The sequence below is a fragment of the Bradyrhizobium sp. Tv2a-2 genome, from assembly GCF_000472425.1.
Taxonomy (GTDB): domain Bacteria; phylum Pseudomonadota; class Alphaproteobacteria; order Rhizobiales; family Xanthobacteraceae; genus Bradyrhizobium.
Window position 1 is genome coordinate 61,386 of record NZ_AXAI01000003.1, and the last position, 21,170, is coordinate 82,555.

The 21,170-nt window shown below is 63.6% G+C and carries 18 protein-coding genes; 6 read left to right on the plus strand and 12 right to left on the minus strand.

Annotation, left to right across the window (positions count from 1 at the left end):
• Nucleotides 1-27: 27 nt before the first annotated feature.
• Nucleotides 28-531: an RNA pyrophosphohydrolase gene (locus A3AI_RS0106440; RefSeq protein ID WP_024514787.1), complete on the plus strand. Its 504-nt coding sequence runs from the start codon at nucleotides 28-30 to the stop codon at nucleotides 529-531.
• A gap of 249 nt (nucleotides 532-780) precedes the next feature.
• Nucleotides 781-1,278: an RNA pyrophosphohydrolase gene (locus A3AI_RS0106445; protein WP_024514788.1), complete on the plus strand. Its 498-nt coding sequence runs from the start codon at nucleotides 781-783 to the stop codon at nucleotides 1,276-1,278.
• Between the two features lie 30 nt (nucleotides 1,279-1,308).
• On the opposite strand, the gene A3AI_RS0106450 is transcribed toward A3AI_RS0106445, so the two are convergent.
• Both A3AI_RS0106450 and A3AI_RS0106455 read right to left on the minus strand, forming a co-directional pair.
• Nucleotides 1,309-2,991, minus strand: a complete 1,683-nt coding sequence (locus tag A3AI_RS0106450) for an adenylate/guanylate cyclase domain-containing protein (RefSeq protein WP_024514789.1) — start codon at nucleotides 2,989-2,991, stop codon at nucleotides 1,309-1,311.
• Between the two features lie 161 nt (nucleotides 2,992-3,152).
• On the minus strand, nucleotides 3,153-3,560 hold the full coding sequence (locus A3AI_RS0106455; protein ID WP_024514790.1) for a F0F1 ATP synthase subunit epsilon: 408 nt from the start codon (nucleotides 3,558-3,560) through the stop codon (nucleotides 3,153-3,155).
• Between A3AI_RS0106455 and A3AI_RS47290 the strand changes: the two genes are divergently transcribed.
• Nucleotides 3,559-3,705 carry a hypothetical protein gene (locus A3AI_RS47290; protein WP_156927669.1) on the plus strand — a complete coding sequence of 49 codons (147 nt, stop codon included), beginning with the start codon at nucleotides 3,559-3,561 and terminating at the stop codon, nucleotides 3,703-3,705. The genes A3AI_RS0106455 and A3AI_RS47290 overlap by 2 nt on opposite strands.
• Nucleotides 3,706-3,799: 94 nt before the next feature.
• Here A3AI_RS47290 and atpD read toward each other — a convergent pair whose 3' ends face one another.
• From atpD to A3AI_RS0106475, 4 genes are all read right to left on the minus strand, one after another.
• Nucleotides 3,800-5,242, minus strand: coding sequence for a F0F1 ATP synthase subunit beta (atpD, locus tag A3AI_RS0106460; protein ID WP_024514791.1), 1,443 nt, complete (start codon nucleotides 5,240-5,242; stop codon nucleotides 3,800-3,802).
• A 140-nt stretch (nucleotides 5,243-5,382) separates the two neighbouring features.
• The gene (locus tag A3AI_RS0106465; RefSeq protein WP_024514792.1) at nucleotides 5,383-6,261 is read right to left on the minus strand and encodes a F0F1 ATP synthase subunit gamma; all 879 of its coding nucleotides are present in this window, start codon (nucleotides 6,259-6,261) and stop codon (nucleotides 5,383-5,385) included.
• Between the two features lie 175 nt (nucleotides 6,262-6,436).
• The gene (gene atpA / locus A3AI_RS0106470) at nucleotides 6,437-7,966 is read right to left on the minus strand and encodes a F0F1 ATP synthase subunit alpha (protein WP_024514793.1); all 1,530 of its coding nucleotides are present in this window, start codon (nucleotides 7,964-7,966) and stop codon (nucleotides 6,437-6,439) included.
• Nucleotides 7,966-8,526, minus strand: a complete 561-nt coding sequence (locus tag A3AI_RS0106475; RefSeq protein ID WP_024514794.1) for a F0F1 ATP synthase subunit delta — start codon at nucleotides 8,524-8,526, stop codon at nucleotides 7,966-7,968. Before A3AI_RS0106475 ends, atpA begins: the two co-directional genes overlap by 1 nt.
• Before the next feature lie 678 nt (nucleotides 8,527-9,204).
• Between A3AI_RS0106475 and A3AI_RS42360 the strand changes: the two genes are divergently transcribed.
• A complete protein-coding gene (locus A3AI_RS42360) occupies nucleotides 9,205-9,702 on the plus strand; it encodes a septal ring lytic transglycosylase RlpA family protein (protein WP_036047601.1) in 498 nt (165 codons plus the stop codon).
• A 203-nt stretch (nucleotides 9,703-9,905) separates the two neighbouring features.
• Here the strand turns inward: A3AI_RS42360 and A3AI_RS0106485 are convergent, their stop codons facing one another.
• On the minus strand, nucleotides 9,906-12,116 hold the full coding sequence (locus A3AI_RS0106485; RefSeq protein ID WP_024514796.1) for a primosomal protein N': 2,211 nt from the start codon (nucleotides 12,114-12,116) through the stop codon (nucleotides 9,906-9,908).
• Between the two features lie 94 nt (nucleotides 12,117-12,210).
• On the opposite strand from A3AI_RS0106485, the gene A3AI_RS0106490 reads away from it, so the two are divergent.
• Together A3AI_RS0106490 and A3AI_RS0106495 are read left to right on the plus strand one after the other, a co-directional pair.
• The gene (locus A3AI_RS0106490; protein ID WP_024514797.1) at nucleotides 12,211-13,203 is read left to right on the plus strand and encodes a tyrosine recombinase XerC; all 993 of its coding nucleotides are present in this window, start codon (nucleotides 12,211-12,213) and stop codon (nucleotides 13,201-13,203) included.
• Between the two features lie 110 nt (nucleotides 13,204-13,313).
• The gene (locus A3AI_RS0106495; protein ID WP_024514798.1) at nucleotides 13,314-13,904 is read left to right on the plus strand and encodes a DUF4337 domain-containing protein; all 591 of its coding nucleotides are present in this window, start codon (nucleotides 13,314-13,316) and stop codon (nucleotides 13,902-13,904) included.
• Between the two features lie 34 nt (nucleotides 13,905-13,938).
• Here A3AI_RS0106495 and A3AI_RS0106500 read toward each other — a convergent pair whose 3' ends face one another.
• From A3AI_RS0106500 to A3AI_RS0106520, 5 genes are all read right to left on the minus strand, one after another.
• Nucleotides 13,939-14,469 (minus strand): hypothetical protein, encoded by a 531-nt coding sequence (locus tag A3AI_RS0106500; RefSeq protein WP_024514799.1) that lies wholly within the window; start codon nucleotides 14,467-14,469, stop codon nucleotides 13,939-13,941.
• Nucleotides 14,470-14,505: 36 nt separating this feature from the next.
• A complete protein-coding gene (gene lpdA, locus A3AI_RS0106505; protein ID WP_024514800.1) occupies nucleotides 14,506-15,906 on the minus strand; it encodes a dihydrolipoyl dehydrogenase in 1,401 nt (466 codons plus the stop codon).
• Between the two features lie 37 nt (nucleotides 15,907-15,943).
• Complete coding sequence (locus A3AI_RS0106510) at nucleotides 15,944-16,690, minus strand: SDR family oxidoreductase (protein WP_024514801.1); 747 nt, start codon at nucleotides 16,688-16,690, stop codon at nucleotides 15,944-15,946.
• A 40-nt stretch (nucleotides 16,691-16,730) separates the two neighbouring features.
• Nucleotides 16,731-17,978, minus strand: a complete 1,248-nt coding sequence (odhB, locus tag A3AI_RS0106515; protein WP_024514802.1) for a 2-oxoglutarate dehydrogenase complex dihydrolipoyllysine-residue succinyltransferase — start codon at nucleotides 17,976-17,978, stop codon at nucleotides 16,731-16,733.
• A 172-nt stretch (nucleotides 17,979-18,150) separates the two neighbouring features.
• Complete coding sequence (locus tag A3AI_RS0106520) at nucleotides 18,151-21,108, minus strand: 2-oxoglutarate dehydrogenase E1 component (RefSeq protein WP_024514803.1); 2,958 nt, start codon at nucleotides 21,106-21,108, stop codon at nucleotides 18,151-18,153.
• Nucleotides 21,109-21,170: the final 62 nt, after the last annotated feature.

Sequence of the window (21,170 nt, forward strand, 5' to 3'; positions counted from 1 at the left end):
AAACGGGGCAGAGAGGTGACTTGCGGCATGACGCGCTATGAGGATCTGCCCTATCGAACCTGCGTCGGCATGATGCTGATCAATAAGGAAGGGCTGGTTTTCATCGGTCGCCGCACCTCCGGCATCGAGCATGTCGACGAAAGCCACATCTGGCAGATGCCGCAAGGTGGCGTCGATCCCGGCGAGGACGCCTGGGAAGCCGCCAAGCGCGAGCTCTACGAGGAGACCAGCGTCCGCTCGGTCGAGAAGCTCGGCGAAATCGCGGACTGGCTCACCTACGACATTCCACGCACGGTGGCGGGGCGCACCTGGAAGGGACGCTATCGCGGCCAGCGGCAGAAATGGTTCGCCATGCGCTTCACCGGCAAGGACAGCGAGATCAATGTCGAGCACCCGCCCGGCGGCCACAAGGCAGAGTTCATCGGCTGGCGCTGGGAGCCGATGAAAAATCTCCCGGATTTGATCATTCCGTTCAAGCGCCCGGTCTACGATCGCGTGGTGCGGGAATTTTTGAAGCTTGCGAAAGGCTGAGGTTTCCGGAGCCGTTCCGGGGGCGCGCGCCGCGCGAACTAAAGCATGATCCGGAAAAGTGTGTAGCGGTTTTCCGAAAAGATCATGCTCAATCAAGGACCTAAAGCGCGATGACGATTCAACCAAATCTCATCGCGCTTTAAGGTGCGCAATTGCGCACCTGGGAACCTCGAGATTCCCGATGTGCAATTGCGCATCTGAGGTTCGGTGCCGTCGCACCGCCCGGGAATGAGCGCTGAAAGAAAATCCATGCCGACCGAAAAACCCTACCGCCCCAATGTCGGCATCGCGCTGTTCAACGCGGCCGGCCTGGTCCTGATCGGTCATCGCTTTCGCAGCGATGGGCCCGAGATCATCCTGCCGGGCCTCGAGTGGCAGATGCCGCAAGGCGGCGTCGATGCAGGCGAGGACCTTCGCGCAGCGGCTGCGCGCGAATTGTGGGAGGAGACCGGCGTTGTGAAGGCCGGCTATCTCGGCGAGACCGACTGGCTCTCCTACGAGTTTCCACCCTATGACGGCCCACCGCACCGGCTCGGCGGATTCGGCGGCCAGCGGCAGAAATGGTTCGCGCTGCGTTTCACCGGCGACGACAGCGAGATCGATCCCCTCTCGGAACGCAACGGCCAGCCGGCCGAATTCGATGCCTGGCGCTGGGAGCGCCTCGACCGCGTCGCCGGCCTGGTCGTCCCGTTCAGGCGCGAGGTCTATCGCGAGGTGGCGCGGCAATTCGCGAAGTTCGCGGGGTGATTCTCTGTCCCTCGCCGCGCCTGCGGAGCATCAATTCGGTCCCACCGTGAAGGGGCCGACGGCGATGACGTGGCAGTCGGTGTCGCGTTTGGCGCAATTGGCGAGAGCTTCGTTGACGGCGTTCTGCTCGTTCGCGGCCTTGAGCCCCAGGCCGGGCCGGCCCTGGGTGCCGACCGCAACCGCATTCCATCCGCTTGCGGCATCATTCAGCCGGCGCGTGACGTCGTCGCGCGCATCGGCGATGATGGACGCGTTACCGGCGGCGTGAAAGAAGCCGGTCGCTTTCATGATGGTCGGGACCGGGACGACGAAATTGTCGTCGGCGGCCACGATCATGCACGGCACGCCGGCCAGCACGCCGCAGGATTCCAGCGCACGACGCGCCGATTCATCGATCGATTCGCCGTTGCTGTTGAAGATGAACTGGCCACCCGGCCCCAGCGCGATGCTGCGCGATTTCCTGGCAGGCACATACATCGCGTCCAGCCGCGCTTTGCCCTGATCGCGGACCAGCGGCATGTCCTTGGAAGCGAAGGGACGTTCCGTCGGCGGGTCATTCCGGATCCAGGGCTGCGGCGGCATTGGAGGCTTGCCGTGCTGATAGACCACGGTGTTGCCAATGGCGTAGATCTCGCAATGCCGCCCTCCGCCGGCCGGGTTGCTGTCGGCCCGCTTCTGGCAGAGCTCGAGTGCCCCATTCCTGGCCGCCTCCTCGCTCGGCTGCCCCACCACGAATCCGGGAACGCCGAGCGTGGTCAGGGCAAAGGCCTTGTGGTCAGCGCCTCCGACATATTCGCTGGCAAGGTTAGCCCGCGTCCGTTCGCCGATGAACGGAACGTCCTGGGCCACGATTTTTTCGCCCGGCGCGCTCGACGGCGACGGAGACAGCGGTGACGGCGACACAGCGTTGGCGGATGTTGGCGCGGGAGACGGCGACGCCGTCAGGCGCGGTGCGGACGTGGCGACCGGGATCTGCGAAGGCGACGGCGCAACGGGAGACGCCGCGGCCATCTTCTCCGGCGGCGCGGTGTCCCTCCCGGCCGGCAACTCCAGCTTGGTGAAATAGAGAAAGCCGGCGACGCCGATGGCAAACAAGGCGACCACCAGCACCACCGCCGGCCACATCCAACTCGGCGCGCCTGCAGCAGCCGGCTTCGGCGGCGGTTTCTTCACCTGCGGGGTCGCGTACGTTCCGTCCTCACGCCGCATCGCGACCATGTAGGCATGCACCGGGGTCGGGATGTTCTTGACCTCCTGCTCACCGATATCGGCGAACTGCACCGACAGCTTGTTGGCGACCTGCTCGTGCACCGCGCGCGAGATGCAGATGCCGCCGACTTCCGCGAGCCCCTCCAGGCGCGCGGCGATGTTGACACCATCGCCAAGCAGGTCGCCGTCGCGCTCGACCACATCGCCGATGGTGATGCCGATGCGGAAGTTCATCTGCCGGCTCGGCGGATAGGCCATGTTGCGCGTACGCAGACTCTCCTGGATGTCGATGGCGCAGCGCACGGCTTCCACCGCGCTCGGAAACTCCGCGAGCACGGCGTCACCCGCAGTGTTGAAGATCCGCCCGCCGGCCTTGGCGATGAAGTCGTCGGTGACGGCGCGATAGGCGGCCAGACGCCGCAGCGTCTCCTCTTCGTCCTCGGCGACCAGCCGCGAGTAGCCGGCGATATCGGCTGCAAAAATCGCAGCGATCTTCCGTTTCATAAAAGGCAGCCCCGCACTGCATTGGCGGGCGGCAGAATGCCGCCAGACGCGCTGCGGCGCAACCGGCTTTCAGCGCCATAGCTAAAGCGCTTAGCTCGAAATGATTGCGATTCTCTGGGCGGCGATGACGAGCCGCGCTAAGGCCTGTTCACCGACAGGCCTCAATGCATCCCGGTCGTGCCGAGCTCTTGCTCGATGCTCTTGAAGTGATCGAGCCGCTCGAGTGCGAGGTCGAGCTCGGAGCCTGCCTGCTCCTTGAGCCGCTCCTCCATCTGCGAGATGGTTTCGGACAATTGTCCCCGGTCAAGCTCATCCAGCGAGTGCGCGACCTCGGCGAGCACGGTCAGGCCCTTCTCGGAAAACTCGGCAATGCCGCCGTGGATGATGATCTTCTCGCGGGCAGAGCCGGTGATGACCGTGAGGATGCCCGGGCGAATCCCGGCAATGATCGGCGCATGGCCCGCCAGGACGCCGAAGTCGCCCTCGGTGCCGGGAATATCAACCTGGTCGACCTCACCCGAGAAGACGAGCTTTTCCGGCGAGACGAGATTGAAATGGAAGGTGGCCATGGTCTTTCCGTTCTCTCCGATCGTCACCCGCGCGGCTGACCCGCGGGTCCATCAATCGAAAATTTTCCCGATGGATTGCCGGGCATCCGGCTCGGAGACGCGCTTCGCGCTGTTGCCCGGTAATGATGGCTCTAAAGCGCGATGAGATTTGGTTGAATCGTCATCGCGCTTTAGGTCTTTGATTGAGCATGATCTTTCCGGAATACCGCTACACATTTTTCCGGATCATGCTCTAGAGACTAGGCTGCTTCGGCAGCGAGCTTCTTGCCCTTCTCGACCGCCTCTTCGATGGTGCCGACCATGTAGAAGGCAGCTTCCGGCAGGTGGTCGTACTTGCCTTCGCTGAGGTCGCGGAAGCCCTTGATGGTATCCTTGAGCTCGACGAACTTGCCGGGCGAGCCGGTAAAGACTTCGGCGACGTGGAAGGGCTGCGACAGGAAGCGCTCGATCTTGCGGGCGCGCGCCACCGTCAGCTTGTCCTCTTCCGACAGCTCGTCCATGCCGAGAATGGCGATGATGTCCTGCAGCGACTTGTAGCGCTGCAGGATCTGCTGGACCACGCGCGCGGTGTTGTAGTGCTCGTCGCCGACGACGAGCGGAGAGAGCATGCGCGAGGTGGAGTCGAGCGGGTCGACCGCCGGATAGATGCCCTTTTCCGAGATCGCACGCGACAGCACCGTGGTGGCGTCAAGATGCGCGAACGAGGTGGCGGGCGCCGGGTCGGTCAAGTCGTCGGCCGGCACGTAGATCGCCTGCACCGAGGTGATCGAGCCCTTGGTGGTGGTGGTAATGCGCTCCTGCAGCGCGCCCATATCGGTGGCGAGCGTCGGCTGATAACCCACGGCCGAAGGAATACGGCCGAGCAGCGCCGACACTTCCGAACCGGCCTGCGTGAAGCGGAAGATGTTGTCGACGAAGAACAGCACGTCCTGGCCCTGGTCACGGAAATATTCGGCGACCGTCAGACCCGAGAGGCCGACGCGGGCGCGCGCGCCCGGCGGCTCGTTCATCTGCCCGTACACCAGCGCGCATTTCGACTTCACGTTCGGGTCGGGATGCTTCGGATCGGCGTTGACCTTGGATTCGATGAACTCGTGATAGAGGTCGTTGCCCTCGCGGGTGCGCTCGCCGACGCCGGCGAATACCGAGTAACCGCCGTGCGCCTTGGCGACGTTGTTGATCAGCTCCTGAATCAGCACGGTCTTGCCGACGCCGGCGCCGCCGAACAGGCCGATCTTGCCGCCCTTGGCGTAGGGCGCGAGCAGGTCCACGACCTTGATGCCGGTGACGAGAATTTCGGCTTCGGTGGACTGCTCGGTGTATTCGGGTGCCGGCTGGTGGATGGCGCGGACTTCGGTGGCCTTGATGGGGCCGGCTTCATCGACGGGCTCGCCGACCACGTTCATGATACGGCCGAGCGTGCCGTCGCCAACGGGAACTGCGATCGGACGGCCGGTGTCGGTGACTTCCTGGCCGCGAACCAGACCTTCGGTCGCGTCCATCGCGATCGTACGAACGGTGGATTCGCCGAGATGCTGGGCGACCTCGAGCACAAGGCGGTGGCCGGCGTTCTTGGTTTCCAGCGAGTTCAAGATCGCCGGCAGGTGGCCTTCGAACTGGACGTCGACGACGGCGCCCATGACCTGCGTGATGCGACCGGTCTGGTTGGCTGCGGTGGCCATTCAACTATCTCCTTCGATCAAAACTTTGTACCAGTCATGATGCGACTAGATCGCATTATGATCTCATCTCTTCGTTTGAGCATGATCTTTTCGGAAAAACCGGTTTCCTCTTTTCCGGATCATGCTCCAGCTCGACCCTGTTAGACGGCCTCGGCGCCGGAGATGATCTCGATCAGCTCCTTGGTGATCATGGCCTGGCGCGTGCGGTTGTAGATCAGCGTCTGCTTGCGGATCATTTCGCCCGCGTTGCGGGTGGCGTTGTCCATCGCCGACATCTGCGCGCCGTAGAACGAGGCGTTGTTCTCGAGCAGCGCGCGGAACACCTGCATCGCCAGATTGCGCGGCAACAGGCGCGGCAGGATCACGTCCTCCTCCGGCTCGTATTCGTAAGACGTCGCCGCGCCGCCATTGCCGGCACCTTCCTCGATGACCAGCGGAATGATCTGCTGTGCAGTCGGCACTTGCGCGATCACCGACTTGAAACGCGCAAAAAACAGGGTGCAGACGTCGAATTCACCGGCTTCGAACCGCGCGATCACCTTCTTGGCGATGTCGTCGGCATGATGGAACGCGAGCTGGCGCACGCTGCGCAGGTCCATGTGCTCGACGATCTGTTTCTCGAACTGGCGGCGCAGCTGCTCATAGCCCTTGCGGCCGACGCAGAAGAACTTGACTTCCTTGCCCTCGTTCATCAGCGCAATTGCGCGCTCGCGCGCCAGGCGAACGATCGAGGAGTTGAAGGCGCCCGACAGGCCGCGCTCGCCGGTGCAGACCAGCAGCAGGTGCACCTGGTCCTTGCCCGTGCCGGCCAAAAGCGGCGACGCGCCGGGCGAGCCTGCAGCAGCGCTTGCGATGTTGGCGATCACCGCCGCCATCTTGTCGGCATAGGGGCGCGCGGCCTCTGCCGCAGTCTGCGCACGGCGCAGCTTGGAGGCCGCGACCATCTGCATGGCCTTGGTGATTTTCTGCGTCGCCTTGGTGGAGGCGATGCGGACCCGCATGTCTTTTAGTGACGCCATTGTTAGCTCTCACCCCCGCGATCCGATCCCTGATACGGACCGCTAGCCTATTCCATCGTCATGCCCGGCGTTGCGCCGGGCATTCAGTGCTCTGTTTCGAGCGAGACGCGCGGGACGGTCGGGCATCTCGTGCGAAGACGCGCTCCGCGCATTTGGCCGACCATCACGCTTCGCGTTACGCAAAGCTCTTGGCGTAACCCTCGACCACGCCCTTGAGCTTGGCCTCGCTATCACCCGAGAGTTCGCGGGTGTCGCGGATGGCGTTGAGGAGGTCGACGTGCTTGCTGCGGAGCAGCGACAACAGGCCGTCCTCGAAGCTCTTCACCTTGTTGACCGGCAGCGGATCCAGATAGCCGTTGGTCCCGGACCAGATCACGCAGACCTGCTCTTCCATCTTCAGCGGCGAGAACTGCGGCTGCTTCAGGAGCTCGGTCAGACGCGAGCCGCGGTTGAGCAGGCGCTGGGTGGTGGCGTCGAGGTCGGAGCCGAACTGCGCGAAGGCCGCCATTTCGCGGTACTGCGCGAGCTCACCCTTGATCTTGCCGGCGACCTTCTTCATCGCCTTGGTCTGCGCCGACGATCCGACGCGCGACACCGACAGACCGACGTTCACCGCGGGACGGATGCCCTGGAAGAACAGGTCGGTTTCCAGGAAGATCTGGCCGTCGGTGATCGAAATGACGTTGGTCGGAATGTAGGCCGACACGTCGTTGGCCTGGGTCTCGATGACCGGAAGCGCGGTCAGCGAGCCGTTGCCGTTGTCGTCATTGAGCTTGGCGGCGCGCTCGAGCAGGCGGGAGTGCAGATAGAACACGTCGCCCGGATAGGCTTCGCGGCCCGGCGGGCGGCGCAGCAGTAGCGACATCTGGCGGTAGGCGACGGCCTGCTTGGACAAGTCGTCATAGATGATCACGGCGTGCATGCCGTTGTCGCGGAAGTACTCGCCCATGGTGCAGCCGGTGAACGGGGCGATGTACTGCATCGGAGCCGGGTCCGAGGCGGTGGCGGCGACCACGATGGAATATTCCAACGCGCCCTGCTCTTCCAGCACCTTGACGAACTGCGCCACGGTGGAGCGTTTCTGCCCGATCGCGACATAGACGCAATAGAGCTTGATCTTCTCGTCGCCGGTCGCGTTCAGCGGCTTCTGGTTCAGCATGGCGTCGAGCGCGATCGCGGTCTTGCCGGTCTGACGGTCGCCGATGATCAGCTCGCGCTGGCCGCGGCCGATCGGGATCAGGGCGTCGATTGCCTTGAGGCCGGTCGCCATCGGCTCGTGCACCGACTTGCGCGGAATGATGCCGGGCGCCTTGACGTCGACGCGGCGGCGCTCGCTTGCCACGATCGGACCCTTGCCGTCGATCGGGTTGCCCAGCGCGTCGACGACGCGGCCGAGCAGGCCCTTGCCGACGGGGGTATCGACGATGGCGCGGGTGCGCTTGACCGTCTGGCCTTCCTTGATCTCGCGGTCGCCGCCGAAGATCACGATACCGACGTTGTCGGTTTCGAGGTTCAGCGCCATGCCGCGGGTGCCGTTCTCGAACTCGACCATCTCACCGGCCTGGACGTTGTCCAGACCGTAGACGCGGGCGATGCCGTCACCAACGGACAACACCTGTCCGACTTCGGAGACCTCGGCCTCCTGGCCAAAATTCTTGATCTGGTCTTTGAGGATCGCGGAAATTTCCGCGGCGCGGATGTCCATCAGCCTGCCTCTTTCATCGCGTGCTTGATCGAATTGAGTTTGGTGCGAAGCGAACTGTCGACCATGCGGCTGCCGAGCTTGACGACAAGCCCGCCGATGATCGCAGGATCGACTTTCACATTGAGGGTGACGTCCTTGCCGGTCACTGATTTCAGCGCCGTCTTGAGAGCGTCGAGATTCTTTTCATTCAGCGCCTCGGCAACCGTGACGTCGGCGCTCGCCTCGCCCTTGAACTTGGCGACCAGCGCGCGGAAAGCGCGGATCATGTCAGCGACAGCGAACAGGCGCCGGTTGGCGGTGAGGACTTTGAGGAAATTGGCGGAGATGCCCGATATGCCGGCCTGATTGAGGATCGCCGTCAGCGCGCTGAGCTGGATATCAGCTGAAAACACCGGGCTGCGCACCAGGCGCTGCAGGTCGGCGCTCTGTTCGAGCATTGAATTGAACTTGTCGAGATCGAGCAGGACCGCATCGATGGATTTCTCATCGCGGGCCAGTTCGAACAGGGCCGTTGCATAACGACCGGACACTCCCGAAACAGACGTTTCTTCTGCAGCCACTGACGCGCTCTTTTTGCTGTCAAACTCGCAAGGGAAAAACCGTCGCCGCGGAAAGCGGCGGCTAAGCGATCCAAGCCCTTGGAATTCAAGCGGGACTTCGATTTTTTAACCGGCACGTGAGGGCACCGGGATCCTAAAAATCGCGGCTTTGCTAACATAGCAGGCGCGCAGGTGCAACATGACGGCAACGTGAGTTGCGCATCCTTTCTTCCTGATCTCTAGCCGCAAATTTTTATCGCCGGGTCGGCGCACCCGCGGGCTCATGCCGACCTCATCGACCGACCAGCCTGGTCAGCTCCGCGGGCGACTCGATCGTCACCAACGCGCGCTTTTGTTCTCTGGATAGGCGCATGGGCATATGTGCGAACCGCAAAGCGGCGCTCGCCCAAGGATTCCCCTTTACATCGCGCATTACTTGACACGTCCGCGTGAAAACTGGTGATGACTGTATTCGTAAATAACCATAAGTATTTCAATGGTTAATTATAAGTTAACGCGCGAATTTACGGAACCTTTCGTGATGATCCCCTCCGGTAACAAGATATTTCATCCGGAGAGAAACGGGAATTACTGCCCAATTCACGCCTCATTGCGCCGTGAAACGGCAATCGCTCCACCAAGCAATGGGGGTTCCACTTGCCACTAATGTGGCAATACTTATCAAGGGTCTATCTACTAATGCTGAACTCGATGAAGTCGATGGCGGGAACCATGACCCGCTCGCGCACGGCGCTTGCCGTTGTCGCTGCTACCCTCCTGGTCGGTGGTACTGCCACCGAGGCTTCGGCCAGATCCAGGCATCATCACCGTCACTATGCCCACCAAGCCCGTCACGCCTCCGAATCGTCCTGGCGCGACGCCAACGCCTCGATCGGTCCGTCCTCCGGCGGCGGTCGCACGTTCTCGGGCATAGCCTCCTTTTACGGCAACGAGTCCGGCCGCCAGACCGCCTCGGGACAGCGCTTTGATCAGAACGCCCTCACCTGCGCGCACCGCTCGCTGCCCTTCGGCACCAAGCTGCGTGTCACCCATGGCGATCGCAGCGTCATCGTCACCGTCAATGACCGCGGCCCGTTCGTCCGGGGCCGGGTTCTCGATCTCTCCACCGCCGCGGCGCGCGCCGTCGGCCTGACCAGTGCGGGCGTTGGCCGCGTCACCGCCGAGGTCATCTCCTAACCCCGCGCGGTTTCAAGCGCAGTTCACACGACATCAGCGCGATTGGCGTACCGTCGCTCTTGTCGAGCGCGGCGGAACTGGTTCACGCGCTGACACTGAAACCCGCCGTCACGAATGACGGCGGGTTTTGTTATTGCGCACCGGAGAACCTCGCGATTCCGGGTTCGATGCCATCGCATCACCCCGCAATGACGGTGGCAACATCACAGAAAACTCTGCGGATCGACGTCAACCTCGAGCTTCAGATTGCCCGTGGTCTTCGGCGCTACCGCAAGCCAGTGCCGAAGATAGTCAGAGAGATCGAAGCCGCGCGCGGACTTCAAAAGCAGGCGGAAGCGATAGCGGCCCTTGATCACCGCGAGCGGCGCTTCCGCCGGTCCCAGCAACAGCACCTGCTCCTCGCGCGGCGCTGAGCCCGCGAGCTTGCGCGCATATCCCTCCGCGGTGGCGCGGTCGCCAGCTGAGATGATGAGGCTCGCGAGCCGCCCAAACGGCGGATAGCCGGTGCGCTCACGCGCCTCGATTTCGCTGGCATAGAACGCCTCGCGGTCGCAAGCGATCAGCGCCTTCATCACGGGATGCTCGGGCTGGTGCGTCTGCATATAGCCGACGCCGCGGCCCTGGTCGCGGCCGGCGCGCCCGATCACCTGGTTGAGCAATTGCCAGGTGCGCTCGGCCGCACGCGGATCGCCATTGCCAAGGCCGAGGTCGGCGTCGACCACGCCGACCAGGTTGAGGCGCGGAAAATGATGACCCTTGGCCACCAATTGCGTGCCGATGATGATGTCGACGCGGCCTTGCGCGATCTCGTTGAGCTCGCTGCGCATGGTCTCGATCGAGGTGATGAGATCGCTCGACAGCACCATGGTGCGGGCATTGGGGAACAGGCTTGCCGCCTCCTCCTGCAGCCGCTCCACGCCGGGCCCGACTGCAACCAGCGATTCCTCCGCCGCGCAATGCGGGCAGATATGCGGGCGCGGCATCGAGAAGCCGCAGTGATGGCAGACCAGGCGCTGGCGAAAGCGGTGGTCGACCAGCCAGGCGTCGCAGATGGTGCAGGCAAAGCGGTGACCGCAGGCGCGGCACAATGTCAGCGGCGCATAGCCGCGGCGGTTGAGGAACAACAGCGCCTGCTCACGCCGCTCGATCGCATTCTGGATCTCCTGCGCGAGATGCGGCGATATGAAGCGGCCTCGCGGCGGCGCCTCGCGGCGCAGGTCGATCGCCTCGATATGGGGCATGGTCGCCCCGCCGAAGCGTCGCGGCAGCACCACGCGCTGGTAGCGGTTCTTGCGCGCGTTGACCTCGGTTTCGACCGAGGGCGTGGCAGAGGCGAGCACAACGGGAATCTTCGCGATATGGCCGCGCACCACCGCCATGTCGCGCGCATGATAGTGCACGCCGTCGTCCTGCTTGTAGGACTGGTCGTGCTCCTCATCCACGACGATGAGCCCGAGATTGGCATAGGGCAGAAACAGCGCCGAGCGCGCGCCGACCACGACCGGGGCGTCGCCCGCGGAAATCGCAGCCCAGTTGCGGGCGCGGGTGCGCGGGGTCAGCTCCGAATGCCATTCGATCGGCCGCACGCCGAAGCGCTGCGAGAAACGATCGAGGAACTGGCCGGTGAGCGCGATTTCCGGCATCAGGATCAGCGCCTGCTTGCGCCGCCGGATGATCTCGGCCACGGCTTCGAAATAGACCTCGGTCTTGCCGGAGCCGGTGACACCGTCGAGCAGCGCAACATGGAAGCTGCCGCTGGCGGCGAGCGCGCGCATGGTGTCGACGGCAGTGCGCTGCTCGCGCGAGAATTCCGGCTGTGCATAGGACGGATCGGGCGGCGACGGCGGCGGCGCATTCGGCATCGGCTCCGTCGTCAGCGTCCCCTCGTCGACCAGGCCGTCGATCACGCCGGTGGAGACGCCGGCTTCATGCGCGGTCTCGGATTTGCCATGCAACAGGTGGTCGGACAGCACCGCGACCACCCGCCGCCGCGCCGGCGTCATCCGCTGCGGCGGCGCGCCAACCAGCCTCACCCCGAGACGCACGCGCTCGGGACCGAGATGCTCGCCCATGCGCAGGCACATTCTGAGCACCATGCCGCGCGATGACAGCGTGTAATTGGCAACCCAATCGACCAGGGAGCGCAACTCGCCCTTCAGCGGCGGCACGTCGAGCTTCTCGGCGACGTCCTTCAGCCGGTTATGCAGCCGCGGATCCGGATTGGCATTCTCGCCCCAGACCACCGCAAGCACCTCGCGCGGCCCCAAGGCCACGCCGACGACATCGCCGGCCACAAGCTCCATGCCGCGCGGCACGCGGTAGGAATAGGTCTGGTTCAGCGCAACCGGAACCAGCACGTCGACGACGCGCGTCGATGTGGTGGAATGTGCACCTAGGTGGGGGGCGTGGTCCATCGGAGCGTGAGATTAACGCCGGTCGGCGGCCTTAGCGAAGGGTAAAGGAACGAGGTGCGATATAATCAGGAGAATCAATCCGGCGATACCCGCTATGGCCCGCAAACAGGCTGCACCTGGATCTGCTGAATCTGCGCCCGAGCCGATTGAGCTCGCCTGCGCCGATCAGAGCATTGCGGTCGAAGTAACGCGCTGGCTGTCGCATTTGCGCGCCGAGCGCAGGCTGTCGCCGAAGACGTTGGAAGCCTATTCCCGCGACCTTCGCCAATGCCTGGAGTTCCTCTGTGAACATTGGGGCGCTCGGGTGACGCTCGCGCAATTCGCCGGGCTGGAGGCGACGGATGTCCGCGCCTTCATGGCCATGCGACGGGCCGACGAGATCGGCAGTCGCTCGCTGATGCGCAGCCTTGCGGGTTTACGCTCCTTTGGCCGCTTTCTGGAGCGCGAGGGCAAGGGCAAGGTCGGCGCGCTCTCCGCGATCCGGGCACCGAAAGTGGGCAAGAGCCTGCCGAAGCCGATCCATATCGCCGCGGCAAAACGGCTGACCGACGCCGACGAACGCGCGGGCGAGGAGCGCGAGACCTGGGTGCTGGTGCGCGACGCCGCGGTGATGGCGCTGCTGTATGGCTCGGGCCTGCGCATCTCCGAAGCATTGTCGCTCAAGCGACGCGATGTACCGCGGCCCGGCGAAGCCGACGTGCTGACCGTGACAGGCAAGGGCAACAAGACCCGCATGGTGCCGGTGCTCAACAACGTGCTGCAGTTGATTGCCGAATATGTCGCGATCTGCCCGCACACGCTGCCGCAAGATGGACCGATCTTCATCGGCGCCCGCAGCGGACCTTTAAGTCCCCGCATCATCCAGCTCACCATGCAGCGACTGCGCGGCGCGCTTGGTCTGCCCGACAGCGCCACGCCACATGCGTTGCGCCATTCGTTCGCAACGCATCTGCTGTCCCGCGGCGGCGAGTTGCGCGCGATCCAGGAGCTCCTCGGCCATTCCTCGCTCTCGACCACGCAAATCTACACCGGCATCGACAGCGAGCGCCTGCTTGAGGTCTACCGCCGCGCGCATCCACGCAGCTGAACAGCTCGTTCATCTGCCTGACACCTTGACCTATTCACAGTTTGAGCTCTTGCGCTTATGGCCGCCTTCCTGCAATCGTGACGCTCTGCCTTTATCTGGAGGGGAAACCAATGAGCGCGCAAGAGAGCATGGAGCACGCCGAACACGTCGAGCACGCATCCAGCGAGAACAAGAAGATCGCGCTGTTGATCGCGGTGATCGCGCTATGCCTTGCACTGTCGGAGACGCTCGGCAAAGGCGCACAGACCGAGGCCATCAGCATGAACGTCGAGGCCTCCAATCTCTGGGCGTTCTTCCAGGCCAAGACGATCCGCCGTACCACGGTTCAGACAGCAGCCGAAGCCACCAAGCTGAACCTGGGCTCAATCGGCGACGATGCCGCCAGGGCCGCTGCCCAGAAGCAGATCGACGACTGGCAAAAGACCGCGCAGCGCTACCGCTCGGAGCCCGAGACCGGCGAGGGGAGCGAGCAGCTTGCCGAACGCGCCAAGCACGCCGAGGAAGAGCGCAATCTCGCGACCGCCAAATACCATCATTTCGAGCTGGGCTCCGCCGCGTTCCAGATCGCGATCGTGCTGGCCTCGGCCACCATCATCACCGGCATTGTTGGACTGGCCTATATTTCGGGATTGCTGATGCTCGCCGGCATCGCCGTGACTGCGTTCGGCATTTTCCAGCCGCATCTGCTGCCGCTGCATTAATCGTCATGAGCGAGGCGAGAGAAAGAGAGAAAAGCTACCGCGCCTCGCGCACGCTCTTACGGAAGCGCAGGATCAGCCGCATGACGCGAGAGGACCAGCGGTCACCGTCGCCGCGGAAGACCCCGACGATCCTGGCCTTCACCGGATCGACCAGTTCGTTGCACTTGGCCCGCAGCGCCAGCACGAACTCATAGAGCTTCTCGAACCACGCCATTTCCAACAGCTTCGGCCGTGTCACGTCGAACACAAAGGCAGTGATGCCGACGCCGAGCATTTTGGCGAACAGAATGGTCGTGACCGCGCTCAACCAATATTCGTGCATGAGCAGCCACACGCCGACCATCTTCAGCGGAAACAGCGGGATCACCGGCACGATGAACACGATCAGCGTCATCGCGGGCGACAGCGTGTCGACACGTTCGGAGAGCCATTGCTTGAAGGCGCGCAGCGGAATCGCGGCAACGACCCTGGCGATGATGGGCTCGAGATGATCCCACAGCCAGGCTTCGATCAGGAAGATGATCGCCAGCAGAATCCAGACCGGTTGAAGGAGGCGGCGCATCATCAAGTTTATCCCGCCCAATTCTTAAAAGGGCGTCGCCTACATATGGATCGCCCGCTTGCCGACCGCAAGCGCCGCTTCCTTGATGGCTTCCGAACGGGTCGGATGGGCGTGGCAGGTGCGCGCGAGGTCCTCCGCAGAACCACCGAACTCCATTAATACCGCCGCTTCGTGGATCATTTCGCCGGCTTCGCGGCCGACAATATGAACGCCGAGCACGCGGTCGGTCTTCGCATCTGCGAGAATTTTCACAAAGCCGTCAGTGGTCTGGTTGACCTTGGAGCGGCCATTGGCGGTGAAGGGAAATTTACCGACGGTATACGGAATGCCGGCCTGCTTCAGCTCTTCCTCAGTCTTGCCGACTGAGGACACTTCCGGCGTTGTATACACGACGCCAGGGATCACGTCGTAATTCACGTGTCCCGCCTGGCCGGCGATGATTTCGGCAACGGCAACGCCTTCATCCTCGGCCTTGTGCGCCAGCATCGGACCCGCCACCACATCGCCGATGGCATAGATACCCTTGACCGAGGTTGCGAAATGCGGATCGATCTGAACCCGGCCGCGATTGTCCAGCGCGACACCGGCCTCCTTCAGCCCGAGGCCTTCGGTGTAGGGCACGCGTCCGATGCAGACCAGCACGACGTCGGCTTCGATCGTTTCCGCCGCGCCACCGGCCGCGGGCTCGATCTTGACGCCGAGCATCTTGCCCGAGGTGTCGACGGCGGTGACCTTGGACGACAGCTTGAAGACAAAGCCCTGCTTTTCCAGGAGACGCTGAAATTGCTTGGCGATCTCGCCGTCCATCCCCGGTAAAATACGGTCCAGGAATTCCACGACCATGACCTCGGCACCGAGGCGGCGCCAGACCGAGCCAAGCTCGAGGCCAATGACGCCGGCGCCGACGATCAGAAGCTTCTCCGGCACCTTCTCAAGCGACAGCGCGCCGGTCGAGGAGACGATGCGCTTCTCGTCGATATCGATGCCCTTCAGCTTCGCGACATCGGAGCCGGTGGCGATCACTATGTTCCTGGTCTCGATCGTCTCGGTCTTGCCGTCGGCCGAAACCTCGACCTTGCCGGCGCCGAGAATCCTGCCGACGCCGCGGATTACGTCGATCTTGTTCTTCTTCATCAGGAACTCGACGCCCTTGACGTTGCCGTCAATGCCCTGCTGCTTGAAGTTCATCATCGAGGGCAAATCGAGCTTCGGCGCGGAGACGCTAACGCCCATCTTGGCAAAGGAATGCTCCGCTTCCTCGAACATTTCGGACGCATGCAGAAGCGCCTTCGACGGCATGCAGCCGATATTGAGGCAGGTGCCGCCGAGGGTCGCGTTCTTCTCGACAACGGCGACTTTCATACCGAGCTGAGCCGCGCGGATCGCGCAGACATAGCCGCCAGGACCGGTGCCGATGACAACGAGATCGTAAGTGGGCATGATTGACGTCCTGTATGCTTAAGGCTTGTGACAGGTATTAGCGACCGCCCGAGACATCAAGGATGGTGCTGGTCACGTAGGAGGCGTCGTCCGACATCAGCCAGACGATGGCATTGGCGATTTCATCCGCAGTGCCGACGCGCTTCATCGGCACGTTGGGCGCAAGGCGATGCGCCCGGTCAGGCTCGCCGCCTGAAGCATGGATGTCCGTATCGATCAGCCCGGGCCTGATTCCGGCGACGCGGATACCTTCGCCCGCGACCTCATAGCCGAGGCCGATGGTGAAGGAATCGATCGCGCCTTTCGAAGCCGCGTAATCGACATAGGTGTTGGGCGAGCCGAGCTTGGCCGCGACCGACGACAGATTGACGATCACGCCGCCCCTGCCGCCATGGCGGGTCGACATTCTCTTCACAGCTTCCCGTGCGCACAAAATGCTGCCGGTGACATTGACCGCCATCATCCGCTGGATACGCTCGGCCGGCATCTCGTCGACACGCGAGGTCTTGCCGACAATACCGGCATTGTTGACCAGCGCGCCGAGCGTACCGAATTTGTCGGCGGCCGCAAACAGCGCGAGGATGTCGGCCTCCTCGCCGACATCGCATTTCACCGCGATCGCCTTGCCGTTCCTGGCCTCGATCGCGGCAACGACTTGGTTTGCGGCAGCCTCATTGCTGGCATAGCCAACGACGACGCGATAGCCGCGTTCAGCACAAGCAAGCGCCGCAGCGCGGCCAATGCCGCGGCTGCCGCCGGTGATCACTACAACCTTGTCGGTCAACGTCGCCCCCGATGCTGAATGCCCACCCGGCTATGCGCGATCACAGGTCCAGCACCAGGCGTGCCGGGTCCTCCAGGCTCTCCTTGACGCGCACCAGGAAGGTGACTGCTTCCTTGCCGTCGATGACGCGATGATCGTAGGACAGGGCCAGATACATCATCGGGCGCGCTTCGATCTTGCCGCCGACCACCATCGGCCGTTCCTGGATCTTGTGCATGCCGAGGATGGCCGACTGCGGCGCGTTCAGGATCGGGGTCGACATCAAGGAGCCGTAGATGCCGCCATTGGTGATGGTGAAGGTGCCGCCCTGCATCTCCTCGATCTTGAGCTGGCCGTCGCGGGCGCGGCGGCCGTAATCGGCGATTCCCTTCTCGATTTGGGCGATCGACTTCTCGTCGCAGTCGCGTACCACCGGCACCACGAGGCCGCGGTCGGTGCCGACCGCAATGCCGATGTGGTAGTAGTTCTTGTAGATCAGGTCCGAGCCATCGATCTCGGCATTGACGGCCGGGATGTCCTTCAGCGCCTGCACGCAGGCTTTGGTGAAGAAGCCCATGAAGCCGAGCTTCACGCCGTGCTTCTTCTCGAACACGTCCTTGTACTGGGCGCGCATCGCCATGACGTGGGTCATGTCGACCTCGTTGAAGGTCGTCAGCATCGCCGCGGTGTTCTGCACGTCCTTCAGGCGGCGCGCGATGGTCTGGCGCAGCCGGGTCATTCGCACCCGCTCCTCGCGGGCGGCATCATCGGCCGGCGACGGCGCGCGGACCTGCACCGCGGCAGCGGGCTGATTGACCGGCGTCGGCGCGGACGCGGCGCGCTCGATGGCCGCCAGCATGTCGCCCTTGGTGACGCGGCCATCCTTGCCGGAGCCCGGCACGGTGGAAGCATCGACACCGCTCTCGGCCGAGAGCTTGCGCACCGAGGGTGCGAGCGGCGCATCGGCCGGCGCGACCTTCGGCGGGGCGGCGGGGGCCGGCGGCGGCGCAGCCGGCTTGGCGGCAGCAGGCGCGGCGGCCGCGGCAGGCGCCGCAGCCGGCTTTGCGCCAGCCGCACCATCGGTGATCTGGCCAAGCAGCGCGCCGACCGCAACCGTCTGGCCATCCTTGGCGATGATCTCGCCGAGCGTCCCGGCCGACGGTGCCGGCACCTCGATGGTGACCTTGTCGGTCTCGAGCTCGACCAGGGGCTCGTCGACTGCGACCGGGTCGCCCGCTTTCTTGAACCAGCGGCCGATGGTGGCCTCAGTGACGGACTCGCCGAGCGTCGGAACGCGAATTTCGGTCATGATTTTTCCTCGAAGAGAACCTGTGCGGTCATGGATTAACGGTCATCGCCCGCCTTGTGCGCGATTGCGCAGGTGGGGCGGGCGGCCCGGTGCGCCGAGACGATTGTGAGAAAACTGATTTCGCAGCGTACCGGATGCCCCGCTTACGCGGGGCATGACAACGTGAAAATTCCTAGCTCAGCGCCTCGTCCAGGAAGGCCTTGAGCTGGGCGAGGTGCTTGGACATCAGGCCGGTGGCGGTGGCCGCAGCAGCCGCACGGCCCGCATAGCGCGGACGGCGGTGCGTGGCGCCGATCTGGTTCAGGACCCACTCCAGATAGGGTTCGATGAAGTGCCACGAACCCATGTTGCGCGGCTCTTCCTGGCACCAGACCATCTCGGCACCCTTGAAGCGGCCGAGCTCCATCACCAGCGCCTTCAGCGGCACCGGATAAAGCTGCTCGATCCGCATCAGATAGACGTCGTCGATGCCGCGCTTCTCGCGCTCCTCGTAGAGGTCGTAGTAGACCTTGCCCGCGCACAGGATCACCCGGCGGATCTTGTCATCCGGCACCAGCTTGATCTTCTCGTCGGGCAGCATCTGGGCGTCATCATACAGGATGCGGTGGAAGGTCGCGCCCTTGGCGAGTTCCTCGAGCCGCGATACCGCGCGCTTATGGCGCAGCAGCGACTTCGGCGTCATCATGATCAACGGCTTCCTGATCTCACGATGCAACTGGCGCCGCAGCGCGTGGAAGTAGTTTGCCGGCGTGGTCGGATTGACGACCTGCATGTTGTCTTCGGCGCACATCTGCAGGTAACGCTCCAGGCGGGCGGACGAGTGCTCCGGTCCCTGACCCTCATAGCCATGCGGCAGCAGGCAGACGAGGCCGGACATGCGCAGCCACTTGCGTTCGCCCGATGAAATGAACTGGTCGAACACGACCTGCGCACCGTTGGCGAAATCGCCGAACTGCGCTTCCCACAGCGCGAGCGCATTGGGCTCGGCGAGCGAATAGCCGTATTCGAAGCCGAGCACGGCTTCTTCCGACAGCAGCGAGTTGATGACCTCGTAATGACCCTGGTCGTTGCCGAGATGATTGTACGGCGTGTAGCGGCTCTCGTCTTCCTGATCGATCAGGACCGAGTGGCGCTGTGAGAAGGTGCCGCGCTCGGAGTCCTGGCCCGAGAGGCGGACATGATAGCCCTCCTGCAAAAGCGAGCAGAAGGCAAGCGCCTCGCCGGTCGCCCAGTCGATGCCGACGCCGGTGTCGATCGCCTTGGCGCGGTTGTCGAGGAAGCGCTGGATGGTGCGGTGAACGCGGAAGCCATCGGGCACCTTGGTGATCTTGCGGCCGATCTCCTTCAAGGTCGCGACGTCGACGCCAGTGACGCCGCGCCGCGCATCCTCTTCCTGGTCGGCGATCTTGAAGCCGGCCCACTTGCCGTCGAGCCAGTCGGCCTTGTTCGGCTTGTAGCCGGTGCCGGCCTCGAATTCGGCATCAAGCCGCGCGCGCCAGTCGGACTTGGCCTTGTCGACCTCGCCTTCAGTCATCACGCCTTCGGAGACCAGCCGCTTGGCATAGATCTCCACCGTCGAGGCATGCGAGGCGATCTTCTTGTACATCACCGGCTGGGTGAAGGCCGGCTCGTCGCCCTCGTTATGGCCGTGGCGACGATAGCACCACATGTCGATCACGACCGGTTTGTGGAATTTCTGCCGGAATTCGATCGCGACCTTGGCGGCGAACACCACAGCTTCCGGATCGTCGCCATTCACATGGAAGATCGGCGCATCGATCATCTTCGCCACATCCGACGGATAGGGCGAGGAGCGCGAGTAGCGCGGATAGGTCGTGAAGCCGATCTGGTTGTTGACGATGAAATGCAGCGAGCCGCCGGTGCGGTAGCCCTTCAGGTCGGACAGGCTGAAGCATTCCGCGACGACGCCCTGGCCGGCGAAAGCCGCATCGCCATGCATCAGAAGCGGCAGCACCGAGATGCGCTGGTCGGGCGGATCGCCGTGCTGATCTTGCTTGGCGCGCACCTTGCCGAGCACAACGGGATCGACGATCTCGAGATGCGAGGGATTGGCGGTCAGCGACAGATGGATGCGGTTGCCGTCGAACTCGCGATCCGACGAAGCACCGAGATGGTACTTCACGTCGCCCGAACCTTCGACGTCCTCCGGATTGGCCGAGCCGCCCTTGAACTCGTGAAACAGCGCGCGATGCGCCTTGCCCATCACTTGCGTGAGCACGTTGAGGCGGCCGCGATGCGGCATGCCGACCACGATTTCCTTCACGCCGAGATTGCCGCCGCGCTTGATGATCTGCTCCAGCGCGGGGATCAGCGATTCGGCGCCGTCTAGCCCGAAGCGCTTGGTGCCGGTGAACTTGGTATCACAGAACTTCTCAAACCCTTCCGATTCGATCAGCTTGTTGAGGATGGCGCGACGGCCCTCGCGGGTGAAACTGATCTCCTTGTCCGGCCCCTCGATGCGCTCCTGGATCCAGGCCTTCTGCGCCGGGTTCGAGATGTGCATGAATTCGACGCCGAGCGTCTGGCAATAGGTGCGCTCGCATAGCGCGACGATCTCGCGGATCGTGCCGTATTCGAGACCAAGGACGTGATCGAGAAATATCTTGCGGTCGAAATCGGCCTCCTCGAAGCCGTAGGTGCGCGGATCGAGCTCCTCGCGGGAGGGATGCACCTCGATGCCGAGCGGATCGAGATTGGCGTGGAAGTGTCCGCGCATGCGGTAGGCGCGGATCAGCATCAGGGCGCGGACTGAATCACGGGTCGCCTGGTGCAGTTCGGCCGCGGTGATCTCGGCGCCCTTGGTCTTCGCCTTGGCGGCGATCTTGTCGCCGACCGCCTTCTCGACGGTGGCCCAATTGCCGTCCAGCGCGCTGGTGAGTTCGTCGCGCGGGGTCAGCGGCCAGTTGTCGCGACCCCAGGAGGCGCCTTCGGCGTTCTTGATGACGTCGGCGGGGGTATCCTTCAGGCTCTTGAAGAACGCCTGCCACTCACCGTCGACCGAGGCCGGGTCGTTCTCGTAGCGGGCATAGATATCATCGATATAGGCGGCGTTTGTGCCCTGCAGAAATGACGAGAGGGCAAAGGCTGCGTTCGCGTCTTGGCGAGACATGATGGCGTCCTGGTGATTTTTACTTTGCGCGACGAATAGGTCGCCGTCGCCGATCCCCCGGG

Coding starts and splice junctions, on each gene's coding strand:
- A3AI_RS0106440 (WP_024514787.1), top strand. CDS start 28: ATGACGCGCTATGAGGATCTGCCCTATCGAACCTGCGTCGGCATGATG.
- A3AI_RS0106445 (WP_024514788.1), top strand. CDS start 781: ATGCCGACCGAAAAACCCTACCGCCCCAATGTCGGCATCGCGCTGTTC.
- A3AI_RS0106450 (WP_024514789.1), bottom strand. CDS start 2,991: ATGAAACGGAAGATCGCTGCGATTTTTGCAGCCGATATCGCCGGCTAC.
- A3AI_RS47290 (WP_156927669.1), top strand. CDS start 3,559: ATGGTCTTTCCGTTCTCTCCGATCGTCACCCGCGCGGCTGACCCGCGG.
- A3AI_RS0106455 (WP_024514790.1), bottom strand. CDS start 3,560: ATGGCCACCTTCCATTTCAATCTCGTCTCGCCGGAAAAGCTCGTCTTC.
- atpD (WP_024514791.1), bottom strand. CDS start 5,242: ATGGCCACCGCAGCCAACCAGACCGGTCGCATCACGCAGGTCATGGGC.
- A3AI_RS0106465 (WP_024514792.1), bottom strand. CDS start 6,261: ATGGCGTCACTAAAAGACATGCGGGTCCGCATCGCCTCCACCAAGGCG.
- atpA (WP_024514793.1), bottom strand. CDS start 7,966: ATGGACATCCGCGCCGCGGAAATTTCCGCGATCCTCAAAGACCAGATC.
- A3AI_RS42360 (WP_036047601.1), top strand. CDS start 9,205: ATGCTGAACTCGATGAAGTCGATGGCGGGAACCATGACCCGCTCGCGC.
- A3AI_RS0106485 (WP_024514796.1), bottom strand. CDS start 12,116: ATGGACCACGCCCCCCACCTAGGTGCACATTCCACCACATCGACGCGC.
- A3AI_RS0106490 (WP_024514797.1), top strand. CDS start 12,211: ATGGCCCGCAAACAGGCTGCACCTGGATCTGCTGAATCTGCGCCCGAG.
- A3AI_RS0106495 (WP_024514798.1), top strand. CDS start 13,314: ATGAGCGCGCAAGAGAGCATGGAGCACGCCGAACACGTCGAGCACGCA.
- A3AI_RS0106500 (WP_024514799.1), bottom strand. CDS start 14,469: ATGATGCGCCGCCTCCTTCAACCGGTCTGGATTCTGCTGGCGATCATC.
- lpdA (WP_024514800.1), bottom strand. CDS start 15,906: ATGCCCACTTACGATCTCGTTGTCATCGGCACCGGTCCTGGCGGCTAT.
- odhB (WP_024514802.1), bottom strand. CDS start 17,978: ATGACCGAAATTCGCGTTCCGACGCTCGGCGAGTCCGTCACTGAGGCC.
- A3AI_RS0106520 (WP_024514803.1), bottom strand. CDS start 21,108: ATGTCTCGCCAAGACGCGAACGCAGCCTTTGCCCTCTCGTCATTTCTG.